The 23,759-nt window shown below is 72.6% G+C and carries 23 protein-coding genes; 11 read left to right on the top strand and 12 right to left on the bottom strand.

Features of this window, described 5'->3' with window-relative positions:
- Window positions 1-8: 8 nt before the first annotated feature.
- Both recG and AB0B35_RS09710 read right to left on the bottom strand, forming a co-directional pair.
- On the bottom strand, window positions 9-2,204 hold the full coding sequence (gene recG, locus AB0B35_RS09705; protein ID WP_361042965.1) for an ATP-dependent DNA helicase RecG: 2,196 nt from the start codon (window positions 2,202-2,204) through the stop codon (window positions 9-11).
- Between the two features lie 36 nt (window positions 2,205-2,240).
- Window positions 2,241-3,833 (bottom strand): DAK2 domain-containing protein, encoded by a 1,593-nt coding sequence (locus tag AB0B35_RS09710; RefSeq protein WP_361042968.1) that lies wholly within the window; start codon window positions 3,831-3,833, stop codon window positions 2,241-2,243.
- 205 nt (window positions 3,834-4,038) lie between these two features.
- Between AB0B35_RS09710 and rpmB the strand changes: the two genes are divergently transcribed.
- Window positions 4,039-4,230: a 50S ribosomal protein L28 gene (gene rpmB / locus AB0B35_RS09715; protein ID WP_203694308.1), complete on the top strand. Its 192-nt coding sequence runs from the start codon at window positions 4,039-4,041 to the stop codon at window positions 4,228-4,230.
- Window positions 4,231-4,486: 256 nt separating this feature from the next.
- On the opposite strand, the gene AB0B35_RS09720 is transcribed toward rpmB, so the two are convergent.
- Both AB0B35_RS09720 and AB0B35_RS09725 read right to left on the bottom strand, forming a co-directional pair.
- Entirely contained in the window at window positions 4,487-4,951 is a 465-nt protein-coding gene (locus tag AB0B35_RS09720) for a GNAT family N-acetyltransferase (RefSeq protein WP_361042971.1), read from the bottom strand.
- 26 nt (window positions 4,952-4,977) lie between these two features.
- Window positions 4,978-5,919, bottom strand: a complete 942-nt coding sequence (locus tag AB0B35_RS09725) for a thiamine-phosphate kinase (RefSeq protein ID WP_361042974.1) — start codon at window positions 5,917-5,919, stop codon at window positions 4,978-4,980.
- A 190-nt stretch (window positions 5,920-6,109) separates the two neighbouring features.
- Between AB0B35_RS09725 and AB0B35_RS09730 the strand changes: the two genes are divergently transcribed.
- Both AB0B35_RS09730 and AB0B35_RS09735 read left to right on the top strand, forming a co-directional pair.
- Window positions 6,110-6,343: an Lrp/AsnC ligand binding domain-containing protein gene (locus tag AB0B35_RS09730; protein WP_360520497.1), complete on the top strand. Its 234-nt coding sequence runs from the start codon at window positions 6,110-6,112 to the stop codon at window positions 6,341-6,343.
- A complete protein-coding gene (locus AB0B35_RS09735) occupies window positions 6,340-6,915 on the top strand; it encodes a DUF3515 domain-containing protein (RefSeq protein WP_361042976.1) in 576 nt (191 codons plus the stop codon). The genes AB0B35_RS09730 and AB0B35_RS09735 overlap by 4 nt, the downstream gene beginning before the upstream one ends.
- Window positions 6,916-6,972: 57 nt before the next feature.
- Here AB0B35_RS09735 and AB0B35_RS09740 read toward each other — a convergent pair whose 3' ends face one another.
- Window positions 6,973-8,082, bottom strand: coding sequence for a D-alanine--D-alanine ligase family protein (locus AB0B35_RS09740; RefSeq protein ID WP_361042979.1), 1,110 nt, complete (start codon window positions 8,080-8,082; stop codon window positions 6,973-6,975).
- 83 nt (window positions 8,083-8,165) lie between these two features.
- Between AB0B35_RS09740 and AB0B35_RS09745 the strand changes: the two genes are divergently transcribed.
- The gene (locus tag AB0B35_RS09745) at window positions 8,166-8,699 is read left to right on the top strand and encodes a hypothetical protein (RefSeq protein ID WP_361042981.1); all 534 of its coding nucleotides are present in this window, start codon (window positions 8,166-8,168) and stop codon (window positions 8,697-8,699) included.
- A gap of 94 nt (window positions 8,700-8,793) precedes the next feature.
- On the opposite strand, the gene AB0B35_RS09750 is transcribed toward AB0B35_RS09745, so the two are convergent.
- The 3 genes from AB0B35_RS09750 to AB0B35_RS09760 are packed head-to-tail and all read right to left on the bottom strand — an operon-like array spanning window position 8,794 to window position 11,662.
- The gene (locus AB0B35_RS09750) at window positions 8,794-9,897 is read right to left on the bottom strand and encodes a cystathionine gamma-lyase (RefSeq protein WP_361042983.1); all 1,104 of its coding nucleotides are present in this window, start codon (window positions 9,895-9,897) and stop codon (window positions 8,794-8,796) included.
- Between the two features lie 20 nt (window positions 9,898-9,917).
- Window positions 9,918-10,910, bottom strand: a complete 993-nt coding sequence (locus AB0B35_RS09755) for an NAD(P)H-dependent glycerol-3-phosphate dehydrogenase (protein WP_360520512.1) — start codon at window positions 10,908-10,910, stop codon at window positions 9,918-9,920.
- The gene (locus AB0B35_RS09760) at window positions 10,907-11,662 is read right to left on the bottom strand and encodes a lysophospholipid acyltransferase family protein (protein WP_361042985.1); all 756 of its coding nucleotides are present in this window, start codon (window positions 11,660-11,662) and stop codon (window positions 10,907-10,909) included. Before AB0B35_RS09760 ends, AB0B35_RS09755 begins: the two co-directional genes overlap by 4 nt.
- 256 nt (window positions 11,663-11,918) lie before the next feature.
- Here AB0B35_RS09760 and AB0B35_RS09765 point away from each other — a divergent pair, with 256 nt between their 5' ends.
- From AB0B35_RS09765 to AB0B35_RS09780, 4 genes are all read left to right on the top strand, one after another.
- The gene (locus tag AB0B35_RS09765; RefSeq protein WP_361042987.1) at window positions 11,919-12,665 is read left to right on the top strand and encodes a 2-phospho-L-lactate guanylyltransferase; all 747 of its coding nucleotides are present in this window, start codon (window positions 11,919-11,921) and stop codon (window positions 12,663-12,665) included.
- Window positions 12,666-12,684: 19 nt separating this feature from the next.
- Window positions 12,685-12,882 (top strand): cold-shock protein, encoded by a 198-nt coding sequence (locus AB0B35_RS09770; RefSeq protein WP_361042989.1) that lies wholly within the window; start codon window positions 12,685-12,687, stop codon window positions 12,880-12,882.
- A gap of 257 nt (window positions 12,883-13,139) precedes the next feature.
- On the top strand, window positions 13,140-15,416 hold the full coding sequence (locus tag AB0B35_RS09775; RefSeq protein ID WP_361043364.1) for an RNA degradosome polyphosphate kinase: 2,277 nt from the start codon (window positions 13,140-13,142) through the stop codon (window positions 15,414-15,416).
- Window positions 15,413-16,936 (top strand): CYTH and CHAD domain-containing protein, encoded by a 1,524-nt coding sequence (locus AB0B35_RS09780; protein WP_361042991.1) that lies wholly within the window; start codon window positions 15,413-15,415, stop codon window positions 16,934-16,936. The genes AB0B35_RS09775 and AB0B35_RS09780 overlap by 4 nt, the downstream gene beginning before the upstream one ends.
- Before the next feature lie 40 nt (window positions 16,937-16,976).
- On the opposite strand, the gene AB0B35_RS09785 is transcribed toward AB0B35_RS09780, so the two are convergent.
- Window positions 16,977-17,333 carry a DoxX family protein gene (locus AB0B35_RS09785; protein WP_360520527.1) on the bottom strand — a complete coding sequence of 119 codons (357 nt, stop codon included), beginning with the start codon at window positions 17,331-17,333 and terminating at the stop codon, window positions 16,977-16,979.
- Window positions 17,334-17,440: 107 nt separating this feature from the next.
- Between AB0B35_RS09785 and AB0B35_RS09790 the strand changes: the two genes are divergently transcribed.
- Complete coding sequence (locus tag AB0B35_RS09790; protein WP_361042993.1) at window positions 17,441-18,109, top strand: TetR/AcrR family transcriptional regulator; 669 nt, start codon at window positions 17,441-17,443, stop codon at window positions 18,107-18,109.
- A gap of 77 nt (window positions 18,110-18,186) precedes the next feature.
- On the opposite strand, the gene AB0B35_RS09795 is transcribed toward AB0B35_RS09790, so the two are convergent.
- The 3 genes from AB0B35_RS09795 to leuC all read right to left on the bottom strand — a co-directional run bounded on the left by AB0B35_RS09795 (window position 18,187) and on the right by leuC (window position 20,993).
- Window positions 18,187-18,816 (bottom strand): HU family DNA-binding protein, encoded by a 630-nt coding sequence (locus tag AB0B35_RS09795; RefSeq protein ID WP_361043369.1) that lies wholly within the window; start codon window positions 18,814-18,816, stop codon window positions 18,187-18,189.
- 160 nt (window positions 18,817-18,976) lie between these two features.
- Window positions 18,977-19,564 (bottom strand): 3-isopropylmalate dehydratase small subunit, encoded by a 588-nt coding sequence (gene leuD, locus AB0B35_RS09800; protein ID WP_360520533.1) that lies wholly within the window; start codon window positions 19,562-19,564, stop codon window positions 18,977-18,979.
- Between the two features lie 16 nt (window positions 19,565-19,580).
- Window positions 19,581-20,993, bottom strand: coding sequence for a 3-isopropylmalate dehydratase large subunit (gene leuC / locus AB0B35_RS09805; RefSeq protein WP_361042995.1), 1,413 nt, complete (start codon window positions 20,991-20,993; stop codon window positions 19,581-19,583).
- 66 nt (window positions 20,994-21,059) lie between these two features.
- Between leuC and AB0B35_RS09810 the strand changes: the two genes are divergently transcribed.
- Window positions 21,060-21,746 carry an IclR family transcriptional regulator gene (locus tag AB0B35_RS09810; protein ID WP_120318463.1) on the top strand — a complete coding sequence of 229 codons (687 nt, stop codon included), beginning with the start codon at window positions 21,060-21,062 and terminating at the stop codon, window positions 21,744-21,746.
- A gap of 81 nt (window positions 21,747-21,827) precedes the next feature.
- Window positions 21,828-23,654, top strand: a complete 1,827-nt coding sequence (locus tag AB0B35_RS09815; protein WP_361042998.1) for a hypothetical protein — start codon at window positions 21,828-21,830, stop codon at window positions 23,652-23,654.
- Window positions 23,655-23,759 lie beyond the last annotated feature (105 nt).

The raw sequence follows: 23,759 nt of genomic DNA on the forward strand, positions 1-23,759 counted from the left end.
TCGGGCGGTCAGCCCTTCTGGAGGTATTCGGCGCGGTCGTCGTCGACGAGGCGGGCGATCTGGGCGGCCAGGAGCGGGTGGGCGGACAGGTCCGGGTCCTCGGCGAGCAGGGACTCGGCCTCGGCGCGGGCCTCGCCGATCAGGTCGCGGTCGCGCAGCAGGGAGAGCAGGCGCAGGTGGGAGCGCCGTCCGGACTGGGCCGCGCCGAGCACGTCGCCCTCGCGGCGCTGTTCCAGGTCGAGTTCGGCCAGGCGGAAACCGTCCAGGGTGGAGGCGACCGCGTCGAGGCGTTCGCGGGCCGGGGTGCCCGCCACGGCCTCGGTGACCAGCAGGCACAGGCCCGGGGCGCTGCCCCGGCCGACCCGGCCGCGCAACTGGTGCAGCTGGGAGACGCCGAACCGGTCGGCATCGAGGATGACCATCGCGGTCGCGTTGGGCACGTCCACGCCGACCTCGATCACGGTCGTGGCGACCAGCACGTCGAGCTGCCCGCCCGAGAACGCGCGCATGATCGCGTCCTTCTCGTCGGCGGGCAGCTTGCCGTGCAGCACCCCGATCCGCAGCCCGCGCAGCGGGCCCTCGGCCAGCAGCGGGGCGACGTCGAGCACGGCGACCGGCGGGCGGCGCTCGTCCTCGACGGCGTCGTCGGGCGGCGGGGTGTCATCGTCGGTGCCGCTGTCGCCGATGCGCGGGCAGACGACGTACGCCTGATGGCCCTGCTGGACCTCCTCGACCACGCGCCGCCAGGCCCGATCGAGGAACGCGGGCTTCTCCGCGACGGGGACCACGTGCGAGGCGATCGGCGAGCGCCCGCCGGGCAGCTGCGACAGCGTGGACACCTCCAGGTCGCCGTACACCGTCATGGCGACCGTGCGCGGGATCGGGGTCGCGGTCATGACCAGCACGTGCGGTGGCTGCTCGGCCTTGGCCCGCAGCGCGTCGCGCTGCTCGACGCCGAAGCGGTGCTGCTCGTCGACGACGACCAGGCCGAGATCGGCGAAGTCGACGCCTTCGTACAGCAGCGCGTGGGTGCCGATGACCAGCCCGGCGCTGCCGTCGGCGACCTTGGCGAGCACCTTGCGCCGCGCCGCCGCCCCCTGGGAGCCGGTGACCAGGGCGACCTGCGTGCCGTTCGGGTCGCCGTCGAGTTCGTCGGCGCGTCCGGCGGGGCCGAGCATCCGGGTGATGCCCCGGAGGTGCTGGGTGGCCAGCACCTCGGTCGGCGCGAGCAGCGCGGCCTGCCCGCCCGCGTCGACCACCTGCAGCATGGCCCGCAGCGCGACCAGCGTCTTGCCCGCGCCGACCTCGCCCTGCAGCAGCCGGTGCATCGGGTGCGCGACGGCCAGGTCGGCGGCGATCTCCTCGCCGACGGCGAGCTGCCCGTCGGTGAGCGTGAACGGCAGCGCGGCGTCGAACCCGGCCAGCAGGCCGCCGTCGCGCCGGGGGCGGGGTTTGGCGGGCCACGCCGCCGCGTCCCGTTTGCGCCGCACCAGCGTGAGCTGCACGGCGAAGGCCTCGTCCCAGGCCAGCCGGCGCTTGGCGATGTACAGCATCTCCTTGGACGACGGGCGGTGGATCTCGTGCAGCGCCGTGGCCAGGTCGATCAGCTTGCGCTCGGCGCGGATACGGGACGGCGTCGCGTCCGGCGGCATGGTCACCGTGTCCAGCACGACCCGCACGCAGCGGGCGATCACCCAGGTCGGCACGGCCGCGGCGGCCGGGTACACCGGGATCAGCGCCCCGGCGAACTCCTCCACCTCGGCGGCCACCTCGCCGTCGGCGGCGCCCTGGTCGAGCAGCACGTACTCCGGGCTGTTGAGCTGGCGGCGGCCGCGGAAGTCGCTGACCTTGCCCGCGAACAGGCCCCAGCGCCCTGGGCGCAGGTCGCGCTCGCGCCAGGCCTGCTGGAAGTACGTCAGCACGAGCTGCCCGCCGGCCCCGTCGCCGACGACGACCTCCAGCATGCTGCCGCGCCGCTGCCGCATCGGCCGGGTCGTGGTGCGTTGCACCTGGGCCAGCACGGTGACCTCTTCGCCGATCTCCAGCGTGCGCATGTCGGTGTGCTCGCCGCGCTGGTCGTAGCGCCGGGGCACGTGATAGAGCAGGTCACCGGCGGTGTACAGGTCGAGGTGGGTCTTCAGCGCCTTGGCGGTCTTCTCCCCGACCAGTCTCGACAGGTCGGTGTCCACGTCAGCGGAGGTCATACCCGATCCTCTCCCGGCCCTGTGACAGGCCGGCCCTCACTCGACGCCCACCAGCAGCGGGTAGTGCGGCTGGCCGCCCGGGTAGGCGTGCACCTCGACGAACGGCCAGCGGGTGGCCACGTGCGCGGTCACCGCCTCGACCAGGCCGTCCGGGGCCTGCGCTCCGGTGAGCAGGGTCACCAGCTCACCGCCGCTGGCCAGCATCCGGTCGAGCAGCCCGCAGCACACCGTGGTCAGGTCGTCGCCGATCAGGTTGACCTCGCCCTCGACCAGGGCGATGACGTCGCCCGGGCGGCAGCGCCCGGCCACCGTCAGCGCATCCCGGCTGGCCGTGGTGACCTCCGCCGAGCGGCATGCGCCCGCCGCCTCCGCCATCGCGATCACGTCGTCCTCGAACCGGCGGGCGTGGTCGCGCACGGCCAGCGCCGCCAGGGCCTGCACCGGCGAGCGGGTCGGCACCACGCGCACCTTGACGCCCTCGCCGAACGCCTCCTCGGCCGCGGCCTGGCACACCGCGCGCAGGTTGGAGTCGGTGGGCAGCACCGCGACGCGGCCCGCGCCGGTGGCGAGGATCGCGTCGAGCACCTCCGCGGTGGACGGGTTGCCGCCGATCGCCACCGCGCCCTCGGCGATGAGCAGCTCCTCGATGCCGTCCCCGGCCGCGGTGACGACCACCGCACGCGCCGTGGGGTCGGGCCGCCGCGGCGCGCCCTCCGCGGTCGAGCTGGTCAGGTGAGTGATCTGGATCTGGTACGGCCGCCCGGCCGCGAGCCCCGCCTCCATCGCCGCGCCCGCGTCGTCCACGTGCACGTGCACGCGCCACGTCGGCGCGCCACCGACGATGACCAGCGAGTCCCCCAGCCGGTCCAGCGCGCCCCGCAGTTCGGCGATCTCCGCCGCCCCCGTGTCGATCAGGAACTGCACCTCGTACGCGGGCCCGCGGTAGGTCAGCGCCGCCGAGCCGTGGCCGTGCCCGGCGTGATCGTGCCCGTGCCCGTGTTCCCCGGCCGCCGAGCCGTCGACCTCGCTCTCGTCGTGCTCCCCGGTCAGCGCCTCCAGCAGCGCCTCCAGCAGCAGCACCAGTCCCTGCCCGCCTGCGTCGACCACCCCGGCGGCGGCCAGCACCGGCAACTGCTCCGGCGTACGGGCCAGCGCGTCCCGCGCACCCAGCACCGCCGCGCGTACGGCCGCGGGCTCGTCGGAGCCCTGATGCGCGGCCTCGGCGGCAGCCCGCGCCACGGTGAGGATGGTGCCCTCGACCGGCCTGGCCACCGCGGCGTACGCCGACTTGGCCGCCGCGTCGAGCGCAGCGGCCAGCCCGTCGCCGTCCACTGCGTCGGCCAGGCCCGCGAGCCACTGCGCGCTGATGACGCCGGAGTTGCCGCGCGCGCCCAGCAGCGCGCCGCGGGCCATGGTGCGCAGCACCGCTCCCGTCGACGGCGCGTCCGTCAGCGAGCCGCCCACCGCCTGCTCCGCCGCGGACAGCGTCAGCAGCAGGTTGGTGCCGGTGTCGCCGTCGGGCACCGGATACACGTTCAGCTGGTTCAGCGCCTGCTCATGCCTGCTCAAACCGGCCACGGCCAGCGAACTCCAGCGTCTGACCGCCGCGATGTCCAGGACCTCCAGCACGGGCGCAAGCCTATCGGTGCCGCACCCGGTTCTCGCGTCGGGCGTGGTGGACGGTAGAGTCATGTCAGCCGTCGCACGGGTCGGACACGACCGGGCGGCTCCGCCCCGATTGGGCACGTGCCCTGCGCGTCAGGTACCCTGGCAAAGTTCCCGGCACAGTGACGCTTGGTCGGGTAGTTGATCAAGACGAACTCAGGAGTATTCCGTGGCTAGCGTGTGCGACGTCTGTGGCAAGGGACCGGGCTTCGGTCACAACGTGCCGTGGTCGAAGAAGAAGACCAACCGCCGCTGGAACCCGAACATCCAGACGGTGCGTACCCCCGCCGGTGGCGGTACCTCCCGCAAGGTCCAGGCCTGCACCTCCTGCCTGAAGGCCGGCAAGGTCGCCCGCGCCTGACGCGAACTTTCCCAAAAGGCCGCCGAGCTCCGCTCGGCGGCCTTTTGCCATGCCCACAAGATCACCCGACTTGCCTGGCACCTGGGCGAAAATGCCTTCAAGATACGCACACATGCCCGGCAAGTCCGACGACCTTGGTGCGGTCCCCGCCCGGCCCGCCGGCCGCCACCATGGCGCAACTCTTAAAGACCTGCGCCTTCGTGAGCGGAGCGAAGGCGCGAGTGTTTAAGAGTTGCAGCCCAGGGGCGGGGTGGGGTCAGAGGGGGCGGCCGAAGGAACGGCAGCCGGGCTCGTCGCGGTAGTGTCCGAAGTTCGCGATCAGCTGGTAGCCGATGGCCTGGTACATCGCCATGGCCTCGGGCTGGGCGGTGCCGGTCTCCAGGATCGCGCGGACCCGGCCGTGCGAGCGCGCGTCGGCCTCCAGCGCCGCCATGATCGCCTTGCCGACGCCCTTGCCGCGCACCGTGGCCGAGGTGTAGACGCGCTTGATCTCGGCGATCTCCTCCGAGCCGGCCCAGCTGCGCCAGCCGCCGCAGCCGACGGGCGAGCCGTCGAGGTATGCCACGAAGAAGCCGCCGTCGGGCGGGTCGAACTCGACGGCCTCGATCGGGGTCGCGTCGGCGTCGCCGTAACGTTCGGCCAGGTCGGCCATGAGTTCGGCGATCAGTTTTCGGGCGACCGACCCACCGTAGCGGGTCGGTTTGATCTCAATCTCGGTCACGGCGCAGAGGATACTGCGCATGCCCGCTATGCCCGGAAGTGGTCCCACCCCTTCGGGCCGTACCACGGCCGGTTGTCGAGCGTCACCGTGCTGCCCTCGACCACCTCGCCGATCACGTGCCAGCCCTCGGGCAGCGCCACGTCCGCGGGGAACGTCGCGGCCAGCGCGTGATCGTCGCCACCGGCCAGCAGCCACTGGTACGGGTCCACGCCCAGCGCGAGCGCCGCGTCGCGCATCTGCTCCGGCACCTTGAACGCGCTGCGGTGCAGGTTGACGCCGACCTTGCTGGCCTGCGCGATGTGCCCGAGATCAGCGATCAGCCCGTCCGACACGTCGATCATCGAGGTCGCCCCGGCCCGGCCTGCCGCCGGCCCGAGGGCATACGGCACCACCGGCCGCCGGTACGCCTCGACCAGGATCTTCGGGGTGCGGAAGCCGCGCGACAGCACCGTGTACCCGGCCGCCGCGAAGCCGACCCGGCCCGCCAGCGCCACCACGTCCCCGACCCGCGCCCCCGAACGCAGCACCGGCGGCAGCCCGTGCAGGTCGCCGAGCGCGGTCACCGCGATGGTCAGCGTGGGGCTCGCGGTCATGTCCCCGCCGACGACGCTCGCCCCGACCAGCGCGGCCTCGGTGGCCAGCCCGTCGGAGAGCTGCTCGGCCCAGGCCACGTCCAGGTCCGGCGGCGCGCACAGGCCCACCAGCAGCGCCGTCGCGGTGGCACCCATCGCGGCGATGTCGGCGAGGTTGGCGGCGGCGGCACGGCGGCCGATGTCCTCGGCCTCGGCCCAGTCCCGCCGGAAGTGCCGGCCCTCGACGAGCACGTCCGTCGACGCGACGACCCGCCCGTCCGAGGCGATGACGAGGGCCGCGTCGTCGCCCGGCCCGACGATGGTGGCCGGGCCGGTCCCCAGCCGCGCCACCACCCGCTCGATCAGCCCGAACTCCCCCGTCCGCGCGATGCTCATGCCTTCTCCTCGCTGCGCTCGTCGGCGGCATGAGTGCCACTCCGCATGATTCGCCCGCCAAGCTCGCTCATGCTTTTTCCTCGCTGCGCCCGCTCACATTGGCTTCCTTACTCACCCTTGCGCCTCCTGCCGCAGCCTGTGCACCCTCAGTGAGGTACTTTCACAGGCGGCACGTGTGAAGGAGTCGTCCGTGGTCCACGCTTACATCCTGATTCAGACGTCGGTCGGCAAGTCCGTCGACGTCTCCGCGGCCATCGGCGATATCCAGGGTGTCACCCGGGTGGACGCGGTGACCGGCCCGTACGACGTGATCGCCATGGTCGAGGCGAACACCGTCGACGAACTGGGCAAACTGGTGCTGTCACAGATCCAGTTGATACCCAACATCACCCGCACCCTGACGTGCCCCATCATCCACCTATGAGTAACGACCAGACGGCACGGTCGGGCCGAGCGTCCGCCAAGACGATCGCGACCGTGGTCGCGCTGCCGCTCGCGCTGCTGGCCGGGTTCGGATTCTTCCAGGCCATGCGCCCGCCGGCCGAGCCCGCACCGCAGCCCAGCGTCGCGGCCGGCCCCCAGGTGATGCCCACCACGCCGGTGACGATGGCCGCGCCCGCCCTGAACGAGCGGCAGGCCACGGTGTGCCGCGCGCTGCTGTCGCAGCTGCCCGACCAGGTGCGCGACCTGCCGCGCCGCGACGTCAGCGCGGGCCACGAGCAGAACGCGGCGTACGGCGATCCGGCGCTCACCGTGGCCTGTGGCGGCCCGGCCCCGAGCTTCGCCCCCACCGACGACGTGTACACGCTGGACGGCGTGTGCTGGCACAAGGGCGACGGCGCGTGGACGACGGTCGACCGCGAGGTGCCCGTCCGGGTGACCGTGCCGGCCGCGTACGACACGCCCGGCCAGTGGGTCATCAACTTCTCCAAGACCCTGCTCGCCACCGTGCCCCACGCCGAACGCATCCCCGTGGGCTGCGGCACCCGCGCCTGACGGCTCGCATCCGGTGGAGAGGCCGGATGCCGCGCCCGCGGAGCGGGCGCCGGCAGCTCAATGCAGGCCGGTTCCCCGGCGCTGGGCGGTGCGGATCAGGCGGGAGACGAGCTTCGGGTAGTCGAGGCCGCTGGCCGCCCACATCCGGGGGAACATGCTGGTCGAGGTGAAGCCCGGCATGGTGTTGATCTCGTTGAGGTAGACCTTCAGGTCCTCGGTGACGAAGAAGTCGACCCGGGCCAGGCCCGCGCAGTCCAGCGCGGTGAACGTGCGCACGGCCAGCTCCTGCACCTCGGCCGCGATCTCGGCGGGCAGGTTCGCGGGCAGGTCGTACTCGCAGTCCTCGCCGAGGTACTTCGCCTCGAAGTCGTAGAACTCGTGCCCGCCGGCGACCACCCGCACCTCGGCCAGCACCGACGCCTCGGCACTGCCGCCGGCCTCGCTCTCCAGCACACCGCACTCGACCTCGCGGCCGACGATGCCCGCCTCGACGAGCACCTTCGGGTCGATCGCGCGCGCCTTGGCCAGCGCCGCGTCGAGCTGGTCCCAGCTGCTCACCTTGGTGATGCCGAACGAGGACCCGGCCCGCGACGGCTTCACGAACACGGGCAGGCCCAGCCGCTCCTTGTCGGCCTCGGACAGCTCCTGGCCGTTGCGCAGCACCGCGTACGGCCCGACCGGGATGCCCTCGGCGGCGGCGAGCTTCTTGGTGAACTCCTTGTCCATGGCGGCCGCGGAGGCGAACACGTTGGCCCCGACGTACGGGATGCCCGCCATCTCCAGCAGCCCCTGGATGGTGCCGTCCTCGCCGTACGCGCCGTGCAGCGCGGGGAAGACCACGTCGACCCCGGCCAGCGCGGCGGCGCCCTCGGCCGGCTCCAGCACGACCAGCTCGTGGCTGGTCGGGTCGGCGGGCAGCACGATGGCCTGCCCGGAGGCCGCGGTGATCTCGGGCAGGCTGCGGCCCTCGATGGCCAGCTGCGCCGGGTCGCCCGAGGTGAGCACCCAGCGGCCCTCCTTCGTGATGCCGACCGGCACGACCTCGAACTCCGCCGGGTCGAGCGCGGCCAGGATGCTGCCGGCGCTGACGCAGGAGATGGCGTGCTCGGTGCTCCGGCCGCCGAAGACGACGGCGACACGGGTCTTACGCTGGCTGCTTTCACTCACGCGGCTGACCCTACCGTGCGTTGTGGTGATCCGGTGAAGAGCACGTCGCACCGCACCCCAGGGTGGCACTACCCTCTCGGAGCGTGACCCCTCAGGCGCGCCTGCGGCGCATCCGGTACTGGCTCGTCTTCTTCATCATCGGCCTCGTGCTCAGCGGTGTGACGGCGTTTCCCCTACTCACCGAGCTGCGCTGGCTCGACGGCCTGCTCCGCGAGGACTGGGTGCCCGCTCCGGCGGCGCTGGTCGACTTCATCGGCACGGTCCGCGCCGGGGCGGAGACCGCCGACCGGGACTTCCCGTTTCTGGCGTACGGCACGGACTGGCTGGCCTTCGCCCACCTGGTGATCGCGATGGCCTTCTACGGCCCGCTGCGCGACCCGGTCCGCAACCTCTGGGTGATCCACTGGGGCATGCTGTGCTGCGTCGCGGTGGTCCCGCTGGCGCTCATCGCCGCCCCCATCCGCGGCCTGCCCTGGTGGTGGATCCCGATCGACATCTCGTTCGGCCTGTTCGGCGTCATCCCGCTGCTGATCGTCCGCCGCCACATCCTGGCCCTGGCCGCGGCCACGAGCACACCGACCCCGACCACCCCGGTCGCGGTCGCCGCCCCCGTCTAGATCCACCGACTTGCCTGGCAATCGGCCGTATCCGCGTTCAAGATACGCACGATTGCCAGGCAACTCCGATGATCAAGGGACGCTGCGCGCCCGGTCAGAGCTTCGCGGCGGTGTCCAGGGCCTGGGTGAGGTCGGCGAGCAGGTCCTCGGTGTCCTCGACGCCGCAGGAGAAGCGCACGAAGCCCGGCGACACGCTGTCGCCCCACTGGTGGCGGCGGTCGGCGCTGGAGTGCAGACCGCCGAAGCTGGTGGCCGCGGCCACCAGCGCCGACGCGCGCAGGAACGCCGCCACGTGCTCGGCCGAGGGCAGCTCGAAGGAGACCAGGCCGGGGATGATGCGCATCTGGCGCTTGGCCAGGTCGCTGTCGCCGGCCCAGCGCACGTTGTCGGCCAGCGGGTGCTCGCGCAGCAGTTGCGCGACCGCGGCCCCGCTGGCGGACTGCTGCCGCAGGCGCAGGGCGAGGGTGCCCATGGAGCGACGGGCCAGCCAGCAGTCGAACGGGCTGGGCACCGCGCCGCCCAGGGTGCGGAACTGCCGCATCGCGTCGAGCAGTTCGGCTGAGTTCGTCGCCGCGTACCCGAGCAGCATGTCGGAGTGCCCGGCCAGCGCCTTCGTGCCGGACGCGACGACCACGTCGGCGCCGAGCTCCAGCGGCCGCTGGCTGAGCGGGGTGGCGGTGGTGTTGTCGACGGCCACCAGCGCCCCGGCGGCGTGCGCGGCCCGCGCGACCTCGGCGATGTCGACCAGGTCCAGGCCGGGGTTGGCCGGGGTCTCCAGCAGCACCAGCCGTACGCCCTCGAACGACGGGTACGGCCCCGCCGTGGGCGCCTCCACCGTGGTCACGCCCAGTTGGGCCAGCGTGGACGCGGCGAACGAGCGGACGTTGTAGTACCCGTCCGAGGGGATCATCAGGGTGTCGCCCGAGCGCAGCACCGACAGCAGCAGGGCGGTGATGGCCGCCTGGCCGCTGGCGAAGGCCAGGCAGTCGCCGCCCTCCAGCTCCCCGATCGCGCTCTCCAGCAGGCGCCGGGTGGGGTTGTCGCCCCGCCCGTACCCGTCGACGCCGGGCGTGTAGCCCTCGGGGTCGAGGTGGTAGGGAGCGGCGAACACGGGGCCGGGCAGCATCGGTGCTCCCGGGACGGGGTCGGGTATGCCTGCATGAAGGGAACGGGTGCTGTCCCCGTACTGCGTTGTCATGCAGAGAACGTAGCCCCTGCTCACTCCGCCTTGGTCGAGCGGGACATCAGGGCCGCGACGGCGACCTTCGGGTCGACGCCCTCGTGGCAGACCCGCTCCACCTGCTCGGTGATCGGCATCTCGACCCCGTGCGAACGGGCCAGGTCCCGGACGGCCAGGCAGCTCTTGACGCCCTCGGCGGTGTACTTCGTCGCGGCCTGCGCCTGCTCCAGGGTCTTGCCCCGGCCGAGGTGCTCGCCGAAGGTGCGGTTGCGCGACAGGGGCGACATGCAGGTGCCGACGAGGTCGCCGAGCCCGGCCAGGCCGGAGAAGGTCAGCGGGTCCGCGCCCAGCGCGACGCCCAGCCGCGCGGTCTCGGCCAGGCCGCGGGTGATCAGCGTCGCCTTGGTGTTGTCGCCCAGCCCCATCGCGTGCGCGATACCGAACGCCAGCGCGATCACGTTCTTGACCGCGCCGCCCAGCTCGCACCCCACCACGTCGTCGTTGGTGTACGGCCGGAAGTAGGGCGTGGTGATGGCGTGCTGCACCCGGGTGGCCCGGTCGATGTCGGTGCAGGCGACGACGGTCGCGGCCGGCTGCTCCAGCGCGATCTCGCCGGCCAGGTTCGGGCCGCTGACCACGGCGACACGATCCGGCGCGACCCGGGCGGCCTCGACGATGACCTGGCTCATCCGCTGGGTGGTGCCCAGTTCGATGCCCTTCATCAGCGACACCAGCGTCGAGTCGGCGGTCAGGTCGGCAGCCCAGTCGCCCAGATTGACGCGCAGCGTCTGCGACGGCACCGCGAGCACGACCAGGTCCGCGCCCTTGATCGCCTCGGTCGCGGACGCGGTGGCGGTCACCCGCTCGCCCAGCGGGGTGGTCTCCAGGTATTCCGGGTTGCGGCCGGTGTCGCGGATGGCGGCGGCGATCTCCGGCCGGCGCGCCCACAGCACCACGTCGTTGCCCGCGTCGCCGAGGATCTTCGCGAACGCGGTGCCCCAGGAGCCCGCGCCGAGCACGGCGGCCCTCATCGGGCACCCTCCACGGTCGCCGTGTCGCCGTCGGCCGCGCCGCTGGCGTCGTTCCTGGCAGCGGGGCTCCAGATCGGCGGAGCCTGGCCACCGCGGATCTCGGCGAGCAGGTCGCGCAGCCGGATCATGACCGCGTCGGTCATCTCGTTGAGCACCGCCGCGCTCGGCTCGGCGCCGGCCCACTTCGACAGGTCGACCGGCGGGCCGGCCCACAGCGACACCGGGATCTTCGGCATGAGCCGGACCTTCTTGGTACGCGGGTCGAAGATCTTCTCCGGGCCCCAGGTCGCGACCGGGATGACCGGGGCGCCGGTGGCCAGCGCCAGCCGGGCCACGCCGGTCTTGCCCCGCATCGGCCACAGGTCGGGTTCCTTGGTGGTGGTGCCCTCGGGGTAGATGACGACCGCGCCGCCGGCCCGCACCGCCTCGACCGCCGCGTCGAGCGCCTTGACCGCGTCGGACGTGCCCCGGTGCACCGGGATCTGCCGGCACCAGTACAGGATCTTCCCGGCGAGGGGGATCCGGAAGACGCTCTCCTTGCCCAGGAACTGCGGCCAGCGGCCGGAGTCGTAGACGTAGTGCGCGGTGGTGAACGGGTCCGCGTGCGACACGTGGTTGACCGCGAGGATCACGCCGCCCTCGGCGGGGATGTGCTCCCAGCCGCGCCAGTCCCGCTTGGTCAGCGCGATCAGCGGTGGCTTGACCAAGCACACCGCGAACCGCGACCAGAAGCCCAGCCTGCGCCGTGCCAACGAAGCCTCCCTGTCCTCCACCCGTTCACATGCCCGCGTCAGGGTGTCCGTAACGCCGCCCGCGAGTGAATCCTCACGGATCATGGTGCGCCCACGTGCGTTCCGCCACGCACCGGGCTGCCCGGCCCGTCGCTGCCGCGACGCTCCGTCATGCCTCCATGTTCAGCGCATCATGCCATGTCCGTCCGGGTGACGGCCTCAGCCGCCGGAGGCTGCCACCCCGCTGACCGACCGGGCGGGCTGCCAGAATGGCCGAGTGTACGCACCCGGAGTCACCGTGCTGGTGCCGCTGAAGCCGCTGGCCGAGGCGAAGAGCCGGCTGCGCGGCGCCGCCGCCGGGCACGAGGATCTGGTGCTGGACCTCGCCCGCGCCACCGTGTCCGCCGCGCTCGCCGCCGACGGGGTCGCCCGGGTGTTGGTGGTCACCCGGGACGCCCGCGCCGCGGCGGCACTGCGCGACTGCGGCGCGGGCGTGCTGCCCGACGACGGCCGCGACCTCAACGACGCGCTCCGGCGCGCCGACATCGCGGTGACCGCGCGCGGATCGGGCCGCGGGCCGCACCCGGCCCCGACCGAGCGCCGCGCCCCGGTGGACCGCACCGCCGACGGGCCGGACGGGCCGCAACGGCTCCGGGCCGGCACCGTGGCCGCGCTGCCCGCGGACGTGCCCGCCCTGCGCCCGACCGAATTGGCCGAGGCGCTCGCGGGCGCGGCCGGGCGACGAGCGTTCGTGCCGGACGCGGCGGGTCTCGGCACCGTGCTGCTGGTGGCCGCGCCAGGCGAGCCGCTGGATCCGCGGTTCGGCCCGGGGTCGGCCGCTGCGCACGAGCACTCCGGCGCGCTGCGGCTGCCCGGGGCGTGGCCCACGCTGCGCCGCGACGTCGACACCGCGGACGATCTCGCGGTCGTTCGGGGCTGGGGAGTGCTCCGCGCGGACGTGACCCCGCTGGTGGGCAGTCCTCGGTGGTCCGCCGTCCAGGTGGGCCACCGGGACGAGCCGTGAGCGGAGTAGCGTGAACGCCATGCAGGGCACCGTCGCGACATTCGATCCCGAGACCCGGACCGGCTCGCTGCTGCTCGACGACGGCACCCCGGTCGCCTTCGACCGCGCCGCGTTCGACGCCTCCGGGCTGCGGCTGCTGCGCCTGGGCCAGCGGGTGCGCCTGGAGCATGACGGTGCGGGCGGGTTGCGCCGGATCACCATACCCACGATGCCCTGATCCGTGCCGAGTGCGACCCGCGTCCGGTTGCCGGGGTTCCGCCATCGCCACGCTTAGCCGAGTTCATCTCTTGTTCACCCCGATAGGGCAAAAATGAGGTGGTGAGCGCAGCCCCGCGACGTCCCCGCAAGAAGGCCGGAAATGCCCCGACACCGGCCCCGTCCACACCTGTGGAGGCCCCCGCGGCCACCACGGACGTCCCCGTGCCCTCGTCCACCGACACCGCCGTCGTGACGGACCCCGCGGCACCGCCCGCGGTGATCACCGCGGTCGCGGACGATCCGGCACCGCCCGCCGACACCGCCGTCGCGAAGGGCTCACCCGAGCAGACCACCGCCCCTCTGGCCGTCAGGTCCGCGCCCGAGCAGGGGCCGCGACCGCACCCCGCCACCCCGCCGGTGACCGTGGTGGTCCCGGAGTTCGCCAGCACCGCGCTGACCGAGCTGCCCGAGGACCGCTACTTCAACCGCGAGGTCTCCTGGCTCGACTTCAACGCCCGCGTGCTGGCGCTGGCCGAGGACCCGCGCCTGCCGCTGCTGGAGCGGATGAAGTTCATGGCGATCTTCGCCAGCAACCTCGACGAGTTCTTCATGGTCCGCATCGCCGGCCTGCGCCGCCGCCTGGAGACCGGCCTGCCCACCCGGGGCGCCGACCGGCTGCCGCCGCGGGCGCAGCTGGAGATGGTCTCCGAGCGCACCGCCGAGCTGGTCGCCGACCACGCCGCCGAGTTCACCAAGGTGATCCGCCCCGCCCTGGCCAAGGCCGGCATCCACATTCTGGGCTGGACGGATCTGGAGCACGCCGAGCGCGAGCAGATGCGGGTCTACTTCCGCGAGCACGTCTTCCCGGTGCTGACCCCGCTGGCGTTCGACCCGTCGCACCCGTTCCCGTACATCTCCGGCCTGTCGCTGAACCTGGCCGCGGTGGTGCGGGAGCCGGACACCGGGCAGGAGCTGTTCGCCCGGGTCAAGGTGCCCAACAACGTGCCGCGCTTCGTCCGGATCGAACAGGTGGGCCGCACCACGGCCGAAGGCCGCAGCACCTACCGCTTCCTGCCGATCGAGGAGCTGATCGCCAACGAGCTGGGCCAGCTCTTCTCCGGCATGGAGGTGGTGGAGCGGCACGTGTTCCGGGTGACCCGCAACGCCGAGGTCGAGATCGACGAGGACCGCGACGAGGATCTGCTGCAGGCCATGGAGCGGGAGCTGATGCGGCGGAGGTTCGGCCCGCCGGTGCGCCTGGAGGTCGCGGCGGACATCTCCGACCACGTGCTGGCGACCCTGGTCACCGAGTTGGAGGTGGACTCACGGGACGTGCTGCGGGTGCCCGGCCTGCTGGACCTGTCCGGGCTGATGCAGCTCTACGACTGCGACCGCCCGGATCTGAAGGACCCCCCTTTCGTCCCGGCCACTCACGCCCGGCTGCGTGAGGGCGAGTCGACCCGCAGCATGTTCAACATCCTGCGCGACGGCGACATCCTGGTGCACCACCCGTACCACTCCTTCTCCACCAGCGTGCAGCGCTTCATCGAGCATGCGGCGGCCGACCCGCACGTGCTGGCGATCAAGCAGACGCTGTACCGGACCTCGGGCGACTCCCCGATCGTCGACGCGCTGATCGCCGCGGCCGAGGCGGGCAAGCAGGTGGTGGTGCTGGTCGAGGTCAAGGCACGCTTCGACGAGAAGGCCAACATCGGCTGGGCGCGCATGCTGGAGCGGGCGGGCTGCCACGTCGTGTACGGCCTGATCGGCCTGAAGACGCACTGCAAGACGGCGCTGGTGGTGCGGGAGGAGGGCGGCCAGATCCGCCGCTACTGCCACGTCGGCACGGGCAACTACCACCCCAAGACCGCCCGGTTGTACGAGGACTTCGGCCTGCTCACCGCCGATCCGGAGGTCGGCGCGGACCTGACCGACCTGTTCAACACACTCACCGGCTACAGCCGCCAGACGGCGTACCGGCGGCTGATGGTGGCCCCGCACGGCATCCGGGCGGGCATCATCGAGCGCATCGAGCGGGAGGCCGGTTACGCCCGCGAGGGCAAGCCGGCGCTGGTGCAGATCAAGGTGAACTCGCTCGTCGACGAGCAGGTCATCGACGCCCTGTACCGCGCCTCGCAGGCGGGTGTGCACATCGACCTGCTGATCCGGGGCATGTGCGCGTTGAAGCCGGGAGTGCCGGGGCTGTCGGACAACATCCGGGTGCGCTCGATCCTGGGCCGCTTCCTGGAGCACTCGCGGCTGTTCCGGTTCGGCAACGGCGACGTGGCCGCGGGCCGGGGGCGGGCCGAGTTCTGGATCGGCTCGGCCGACATGATGCACCGCAACCTCGACCGCCGGGTCGAGGCGCTGATCCAGGTGACCGACCAGCCCTCCCGGGTCGAGCTGGCCGAGCTGCTGACCGTGTCGATGTCGGACCGTATCGAGGCGTTCGACCTGAACCCGGACGGCACCTGGACCCGCCTCATCTCCACTTCGGAGCACCCCCGGGTTGATTTGCAGGCTTCGCTGCTGGAGCGGATGCTCAAGCGGTGACCTTGGAAGAAGAGCGCAAGTACGACGTCTCCCCCTCATTCGTGCTGCCCGAGCTCGCCGTGGCGGACGCCCGCCCGGCGGCTCGGGCGGCCGTGACGCTGACCGCGACCTACTTCGACACGGCCGGGTTGCGGCTGGCCCGAGCCGGGGCGTCGCTGCGGCACCGGGTCGGCGACGCGCTGCCGTGGACGGTGAAGCTGCCGACCGCGGTGCCCGGGGTCCGGCAGGAGATCTCACTGGCCGGCGGCGATCCTTCGTCGCCGCCGGAGGCGCTGACGTGGCTGGTAGCCGCGTTGACCAGGGGGTCGCCGCTGGTGCCGGTGGCGGTGCTGCGCACCCGGCGGCAGCGGGTGGACCTGTGCGACGCCACGGGAGAGCGGCTGGCCGAGGTCGCCGACGACACCGTCGAGGTGCTGTCCGGCACGGCGGTGCCGCGTACTTTCCGGGAGATCGAGGTCGAGCGCACCGGCGGGCCGGCGGAGCTGCTGTCCGCTGTGGAGGAGCGCCTGCTGGCGGCGGGGGCCCGGGTGGGCGGTTTCACGCCGAAGCTGGTGCGGGCGCTGGGGGCCGCGGCGGCGTACCCTCCGGATCTGCTGCCCCCGGCCGCGACCCTGCCCGCGGGCGCGCGGGCCGCGGACGTGGTCCTCGCCGCGGTGCGCGGCGCGGTGGCCCGCATCGTGGCGCACGATCCCCTGGTACGCCTGGACGAGCCGCTGCCCGACGGGGACACGGCTGTGCACCAGATGCGGGTCGGCGTCCGCCGGCTGCGCTCGGACCTGCGCACCTTCAAGCCGCTGGTGGACCAGCGGTGGGCCAAGCCGCTGCGCCGGGAACTCGGCTGGCTGGGTGACCTGCTGGGCGCGGCACGCGACGCGGAGGTGCTGCGCGACCGGCTACGCGCCACGGCCGCCGCCGACCCGGCGTGCCCGAGCGACGACGGCGATCTGGCCGCCCTGGACGCGATCCTGGCGGCACGGCGCGAGCAGGCGTACGCGGACCTGCTGGCCGCCCTGCGCACCCGCCGCTACCTGGCCCTGCTCGACCGGCTCACCGCCGCCACCCGCCGCATCCCGCTGACGCTCGCCGCCGCCGAACCCGCCGCGCAGGCGCTGCCCGGCCTGCTCGCCCGCCCGTGGCGTCGCCTGGTCCGCGGCGGCAAGGGCGTGCCCGGCGCGCCCGACCTGTCCCCGACCGCGCCCGATGTGGACTGGCACCAGGTCCGCATCCACGTCAAACGCGCCCGGTACGCCGCCGACGCGGCCGCTGCCTCAGGCGACCGCCCGGCCCGCCGCCTGGCCAAGTCCCTGGCCCGCCTCCAGGACTCCCTCGGCGAGCACACCGACGCCGCCCTGGCCGCCCGCACCTGGCTCGCCCTCGCCGACACCCACCCCGACCTCAGCGCATCCCTCACCCGCCTGGCGACCAGCGAACGCACCACCGCCACCACCGTCCGCACCACCTACCCCCGCCGCTGGCGCAAAACCGCAAGGAAGGGCACCTTCTTATCGCTACGCGTATAAGAAGGTGCCCTTCTTGACCCTCACCCCGTGAACCCGCCGGTCAGAAGCGGCCGAGCGCCACGAACAGCGCCAGTGCCCCGAGGATCACGTTGAAGACGATGCCCGGGTACTCCTTGCGCCGCGCGTGCACGACCGCCGCCAGCACCATGATGACGACGAGGCCGGACGCGGCCAGCGGGGTGAGGATCGGCGCGATGCCGGTCGCCCACGGCAGGATCAGACCGATGCCGGCCAGCAGTTCGGTGACGCCGATCAGCCGCAGCGTGCCGAGGGAGAAGTCGTTCACCCACGGCAGCTTCGGGGCGAGGTCCTCCTTGCTCTTGGTGGACTTCATGACGCCGGCGCCGAGGAAGGCCACGCCGAGCAGGATCTGCACGACCCAGAGGGCGATGTTCACGGGAATCTCCTTGTCGAACGGGAGGCTAAGTGGTGGATCTCCTCCGTTTGTGCCGCGACGGTAGCACTAACCGGAGGCTCGCCTCCAGTCCTGCTAAGCTGGTGATCATGGTGGAACCCCCGCTGCGCGCCGACGCCGCCCGCAACCGCGAGCGCATCGTCGACGCCGCCTGCGACGCCTTCGCCGAACGCGGCTTCGACGTGCCGTTGGAGGAGATCGCCGCGCGGGCCGGGGTCGGCATCGCCACGCTCTACCGGCGCTTCCCGGCCCGCGACGACCTGATGGTCGCGGCCGCCTCCCGCAAGTTCGACCAGTACGAGCAGGCGCTGAACGAGGCGCGGCAGGCCCCGGACGGCTGGACCGGCTTCGCCGGGTACGTGCAGGAGGTCTGCCGGATGCAGGCGGCCGACGGCGGCCTGGCCGATGTGCTCACCATGTCGTTCCCGGGCGCGCGGGAGTTCGAGGCCCGCCGCGTCGCGCTCTACCACGGCTTCGTGGGCCTGGTGGAGCGCGCCAAGGCCGAGGGCTCGCTGCGCGAGGACTACGTGCCCGAGGATCTGCCGCTGCTGCTGATGGCCAATGCGGGGGTGCTGCGCGGGACCGCCCAGGCCGCGCCGAACGCGTGGCGGCGGCTGGTGGGCTACCTGCTGCAGGCGTTCCGGACCGGCGGCGGCCCCGACCCGCTGCCCGCGCCGCCGACCCCGCGCCAGACGATGCGCTCCATGCTGCGCATCTCCGGCTGCCAGGGCCGCTCCCAGCCGCCCCAGCGCGGATAGGGCCGCACAAAGCCGCACCCACGCCGTCTCATCTCGGCGCGGGTGCGGCTTTGTTCAGGTAGGGATAACGGGACCGGTCAGCGTTTGGCGGCCTTCTTGGCGGGGGCCTTCTTGGCCGTGGTCGCCTTGGCGGTCGTCTTCTTCGCCGTGGTGGTCGCCTTCGCGGTCACGGTCTTCTTGGCCGGAGCCGTCTTCGCCGCCGTGGTCTTCTTGGCGGTGGCCTTGGCCGCGGTCGCCTTCGCCGTGGTGGCCTTGGCGGTGGTCGCCTTGGCGGTGCTCTTGGTCGCGGTCTTCTTGGCCGGAGCCGTCTTCGTCGCGGCGGCGGCCTTGCTCGCGGCCGGGCGGGTGCCGGCGGCGCCCGCGGTCTTCTTGGCGGCGGCCTTCGTCGCCTTCTTCGCCGGGGCGGCGACCTTGCCGACGGAGACCGTCTCCTTGAAGCCCGCGCCGGGCCGGAAGGCCGGCACCGACGTCTTCTTCACCTTGACCGCCTCGCCGGTGCGCGGGTTGCGCGCCATGCGAGCGGCCCGGGCCCGCTTCTCGAAGACACCGAAGCCGGTCAGCGAAACCTTGTCGCCCTTGGTGACCGCGTTCTGGATCTCGGTGAGCGTGGCCTCCAGCACGGCCGCGGCGGTCTTCTTGTCGACCACGGTCGGGTGAGCGGCGATCGCGTCGATCAGCTCAGTCTTGTTCACGGATTCCTCCCGTATGGTGCTACTGGACTTATAACAGTCATTCTGTGCGCACAGTAGGCCCAACGTCAGCAATATGCCAACAGGATGGTTAAAAACCACCTATGTGTCGCAAAGAAAATTGCCCCCATCCTGATAACAGGACGGGGGCAATTACGTTGCTGTCGTGGTTCAGCACCTATCCGACAAGTACTCCGAAAGCCGGGCGATGGCCCTCGAACGCGGTGATCGCCTCTTCGTGGCGCAGCGTCAATCCGATGTCGTCCAAGCCTTCCATCAGCCGCCAGCGCAGGAAGTCGTCCAGCGAGAACGCCCAGCTCTGCCCACCCGCACGGACCTCCCGGGCGACCAGGTCGACCTCGATCGGGGTGGCCGGGTCGGCCTCCACCAGATCCCACAACGCCTCCACCGCCGCCTGCGGCAGCTCGACCGTGAGCAGACCCTGCTTGAGCGAGTTGCCCCGGAAGATGTCGCCGTACCGGGGGGAGATGACCACCCGGAAGCCGTAGTCGTTGAGGGCCCAGACCGCGTGCTCCCGTGAGGATCCGGTGCCGAACTCGGGCCCGGCGACCAGCACGCTGGCCCCGGCGTAGGCCGGGTTGTTCAGCACGAACGACGGGTCCTCCCGCCAGGCGCTGAACAGGCCGTCCTCGAAGCCCGTGCGGGTGACCCGCTTGAGGTACACCGCCGGGATGATCTGGTCGGTGTCCACGTTGGAACGCCGCAGCGGCACCGCGGTGCCGGTGTGAACGGTGAACTTCTCCATTTCGATCTACCTCGGTTCAGCGGGCGCCGACGGCGTCCAGGTCGGCGGGAGCGGACAGGTGGCCGGTCACGGCGGTCGCCGCGGCCACCGCCGGGGACACCAGGTGGGTACGGCCGCCCTTGCCCTGCCGCCCCTCGAAGTTGCGGTTGGACGTGGACGCCGAGCGCTGGCCCGGCTTGAGGGTGTCCGGGTTCATGCCCAGGCACATCGAGCAGCCCGCGAACCGCCATTCGGCCCCGGCCTCGGTGAAGACCTCGTGCAGGCCCTCCTCCTCGGCCTGTGCCCGCACCGCGGCCGAACCAGGCACCACCAGCATGCGCACGCCGTCGGCGACCTTGCGCCCGCGCAACACGTCCGCGGCGGTGCGCAGGTCCTCCAGCCGCCCGTTGGTGCAGGAGCCCACGAAGACCACGTCCACGGCCAGGTCGCGCAGCGGCGTGCCCGGAGTGAGATCCATGTACTCCACGGCCCGGCGGGCCGCGGCACGCTCCGACTCGGACGCGAACGACTCGGGGTCCGGGATCACGCTGTCCAGCGAGGCTCCCTGGCCCGGGTTGGTGCCCCAGGTGACGAACGGGGTCAGCGCGCTCGCGTCGAGGAACACCTCCTTGTCGAAGGTCGCGCCCTCGTCCGTGGGCAGGCTGCGCCAGTACGCCACGGCGTCGTCCCAGTCGGAGCCCTTGGGCGCGAAGTTGCGGCCCTTCAGCCAGGCGAACGTGGTCTCGTCCGGCGCGATCAGGCCGGCCTTGGCGCCCCACTCGATGGACATGTTGGAGACGGTCATCCGCCCCTCCATGCTCAGCTTCTCGATGGCGGGGCCGCGGTATTCCACCACGTAACCCCGGCCGCCGCCGGTGCCCTCCTGGGTGATCAGGGCCAGGATCAGGTCCTTGGCCGAGACGCCCGGGGGCAGCTCGCCGGTGACGGTGACCGCCATCTGCAAGGGCTGCGCCTGCGGCAGCGTCTGCGTGGCCAGCACGTGCTCCACCTCGGAGGTGCCGATGCCGAAGGCCAGCGCGCCGAACGCGCCGTGCGTCGAGGTGTGCGAGTCGCCGCAGACGATCGTCATGCCCGGCTGGGTCAGGCCCTGCTGCGGGCCCATGACGTGGACGACGCCCTGCTGCGGGTCGCCGAGCGGGTGCAGCTTCACGCCGAACTCGGCGCAGTTGGCGCGCAGCGTCTCGATCTGCGTACGCGACACCGGGTCGGCGATCGTCAGGAGGTTGTCGGTGGGCGTGTTGTGGTCCTCGGTCGCGATCGTCAGATCGGTCCGGCGCACCTTGCGCCCGGCCAGCCGGAGGCCGTCGAAGGCCTGCGGGCTGGTCACCTCATGCAGCAGATGAAGATCGATATAGAGGAGGTCCGGTTCACCGTCAGCGCGGCGTACCACGTGTGCGTCCCAGACCTTCTGGGCAAGGGTCCTGCTCACTGGGTTGCTCCCACCATCTGGACATCCCGCATCTTGGGAGGTATGTTTCGGTCTGTGGGACACAGTATGTCTGGCGTGGGCGTCCTTGACAAGGCGGTAGTGATCCTTGCCGCGTGTGTCGACGGCGCCAGCCTCGCGGAACTCGTCGATCGCACCAAGCTGCCGAGAGCAACGGCGCACCGGCTGGCGCAGGCGCTGGAGATTCATCGGATGCTGGTACGGGACACGCAGGGACGCTGGCGTCCCGGTCCCCGCCTCGGAGAGCTCGCGAACGCCGCCCCCGACGTCCTGCTGACAGCCGCAGAGCCGCTGCTGTCCGCACTGCGGGACGCCACCGGCGAAAGCGCGCAACTTTACCTGCGCAGGGCCGACGAGCGGCTCTGCGTCGCCGCCGCGGAGCGGGCCAGCGGCCTGCGCGACACCGTGCCGGTCGGCGCGATCCTGCCCATGACGGCGGGCTCGGCGGCCCAGATCCTGCTCGCCTGGGAACCCCCCGAGGCGGTCATGCCCCTGCTCCCCCGCTGCAAGTTCACCGGCCGCACACTGGCCGAGGTGCGCCGCCGCGGCTGGGCGCAGTCCGTGGCCGAGCGCGAGGCCGGCGTCGCGTCGGTCAGCGCCCCCGTGCGCGACCGCACCGGCCGCGTCATCGCCGCGATCAGCGTCTCCGGCCCCATCGAGCGCCTCGGCCGCCGCCCCGGCGACCGGCACGCGATGGCCGTCGTACGCGCCGGTCAACGGCTCTCCGGACTCTGATCGGGGGACCCGTACTCCGATGATCGTCGTTGCCCGTGCCCCCTAGCATGAGCGCGATTTTCAACGGGGAAAGGAACCCTCATGGCAGACCCCCAGGCGCCGGTGGACGATCCGTCCACCGGCGCCTCAGCTTTCACTCCGGCCCCTGGCGACCCGACCGTCGCCGGCTCGGCTGAGCCGACCGCCGTCCACGTCGGCGAACCCGGCACCGCCGCGGTCATCACCCTCGACCGCGACGAGAGTGCCGCCCCCGTGGAGGCTCTGGCCCGACCACGCAGCGTGCGGGTGCTCGTCGCCGCCGCCGTCGCGGTGGTGCTGCTGCTCGGCATCGGGGGGTACGCCGTCTACCGCTTCGTCTTCGGCGACGGCCGCAGTGCCGAGGAGTTCACCCCGGCGTCGGTCGTCGCGTTCGCCTCCGTCGACCTGGAGGTCGGCCTGGAGCAGCAGCTGAAACTGCTCAAGCTGAGCGCGAAGACGCCGAAGGACACCGGCGGCGACACCGCGGAGCAGCGCGACAAGGCGATGGCCGAGCTGCTGCGCGGCCTCGGTCTGACCGGCGTCGACGTCGACCGGGACCTGCTGAGCTGGCTCGGCCACCGGGTCGGGGTCAGCTTCTGGCTCGACGACGGGCAGGCGTACGCCCTGATCACCGCGAGCAGCACCGACTCCGCCGACGCCGAGGCCGGGCTGGGCCGGGTACGTGCCGGGCTCAAGACCGCCAGCCTGGGCTTCGTGGTCCGCGACGGGGTGGCCCTGATCGCCATCGGCGAGAAGAACGGCCAGCAGGCGGCCGAGAAGGCCTTCGCCGAGGCGCAGCGCGCCCCGCTGGCGACCGCGGCGCAGTTCTCCGCCGACCGCGCCTGGCTGCAGGGCGACCAGCTCGCCGTGGTCTGGGCCGACCTCGCGCGGTACGGCGACGCCGTCACCACGGCGATCCAGGCGGGCATGACCGCTGAGGAGAAGGAGATGTTCGGCCTGGCCGCGCCGGAGGACGCGAAGCCGAAGGAGCAGGGCCGTTTCATCGCCGGAGTTCGGGCCACCGACCACGGGATCGAGGCGCGATACCGCACGTTCGGCTCGAACGCGACCCCGGCGGGCCTGCGCGACGCGGTGACGAAGCTCGGCGCGCTGCCCGCGGACACGCACGTCGGCGTGGTGGCGCAGCTGCCCCGCGACCTGTCGGCCGCCGCCGACGCGCCGGGTTCCCCGCTCGGGCTGCTGATGGCCTTGGCCATGACCGGGATGACGACCGACATCTCCGACCAGGTCGATGTCGGCGGCGCGCTCGGCGAGCCCTCGCCGACCGGTGTCGTCGAGACGCCCGAGATCCCGCAGGGCCCCGAGCTGACCCCGGCCGAGCAGGCGGAGCTGAACGCCCTGATGGAGAAGGGTTTCGACAAGCTCACCCCGGCCGAGCTCGAGCGGGTGGAGAAGCTGCTGGGGATGCCCGGGCTGGGCCTCGACGACGGCCCGCTCGGCGGCGTGAGCCCGTTCGGGGCGCTCCCCGCGCTGGACGGGGCTGTGCTCAGCGTCGCGGTGCGGACGAAGGCGCAGCAGGACCCCGGGGTCCGGATCGTCGCGGAGGCGCTCGACGCCGCCGCGGCCGGCAAAGTCGTGGAACTGCTCACCGACCTGGGCCTGTCCGGCTTGACCGCCACCGCCGAGGGCAACGTCGTCACCGCCACCACCACCGGCTACACCCCGGGCGGCGGCACGCTGGCCGGTCAGGAGGCCTTCCAGCACGCCGTGGCGGACGCTCCGGCAGCCACCGGGCTCGCGGTCTACGTGAACCTGGCCGAGCTGCTGCCGGCCGCTGAGCGGGCCAGGACGCCGTTCGGGGCGCTGGTGCTGCTGCAGGGCGTCGACGGCGGCGACCAGACCGGCGTGCTCCGCCTGGTCATGGACTGACGTACCGGCTAGACGGAGAGCGGCGGGCCCCCGGCGGGGGCGGGGCGGCCCCGTGCCCGGCCGGCCGGCCCCGCCCCCCCCCCCCCCCCCCCCCGCTATGAGCCG

Origin of the sequence: Catellatospora sp. NPDC049133 (assembly GCF_040648455.1) — a bacterium.
Lineage (GTDB): Bacteria > Actinomycetota > Actinomycetes > Mycobacteriales > Micromonosporaceae > Catellatospora > Catellatospora aurea.

Bases quoted from the DNA above. Each gene is read 5' to 3' on its own strand.
- AB0B35_RS09815 (WP_361042998.1), top strand. From the start codon at position 21,828: ATGGCAGACCCCCAGGCGCCGGTGGACGATCCGTCCACCGGCGCCTCA.
- recG (WP_361042965.1), bottom strand. From the start codon at position 2,204: ATGACCTCCGCTGACGTGGACACCGACCTGTCGAGACTGGTCGGGGAG.
- AB0B35_RS09750 (WP_361042983.1), bottom strand. From the start codon at position 9,897: ATGACAACGCAGTACGGGGACAGCACCCGTTCCCTTCATGCAGGCATA.
- AB0B35_RS09770 (WP_361042989.1), top strand. From the start codon at position 12,685: ATGCAGGGCACCGTCGCGACATTCGATCCCGAGACCCGGACCGGCTCG.
- AB0B35_RS09790 (WP_361042993.1), top strand. From the start codon at position 17,441: ATGGTGGAACCCCCGCTGCGCGCCGACGCCGCCCGCAACCGCGAGCGC.
- AB0B35_RS09725 (WP_361042974.1), bottom strand. From the start codon at position 5,919: ATGAGCATCGCGCGGACGGGGGAGTTCGGGCTGATCGAGCGGGTGGTG.
- AB0B35_RS09810 (WP_120318463.1), top strand. From the start codon at position 21,060: ATGTCTGGCGTGGGCGTCCTTGACAAGGCGGTAGTGATCCTTGCCGCG.
- AB0B35_RS09735 (WP_361042976.1), top strand. From the start codon at position 6,340: ATGAGTAACGACCAGACGGCACGGTCGGGCCGAGCGTCCGCCAAGACG.
- AB0B35_RS09755 (WP_360520512.1), bottom strand. From the start codon at position 10,910: ATGAGGGCCGCCGTGCTCGGCGCGGGCTCCTGGGGCACCGCGTTCGCG.
- leuD (WP_360520533.1), bottom strand. From the start codon at position 19,564: ATGGAGAAGTTCACCGTTCACACCGGCACCGCGGTGCCGCTGCGGCGT.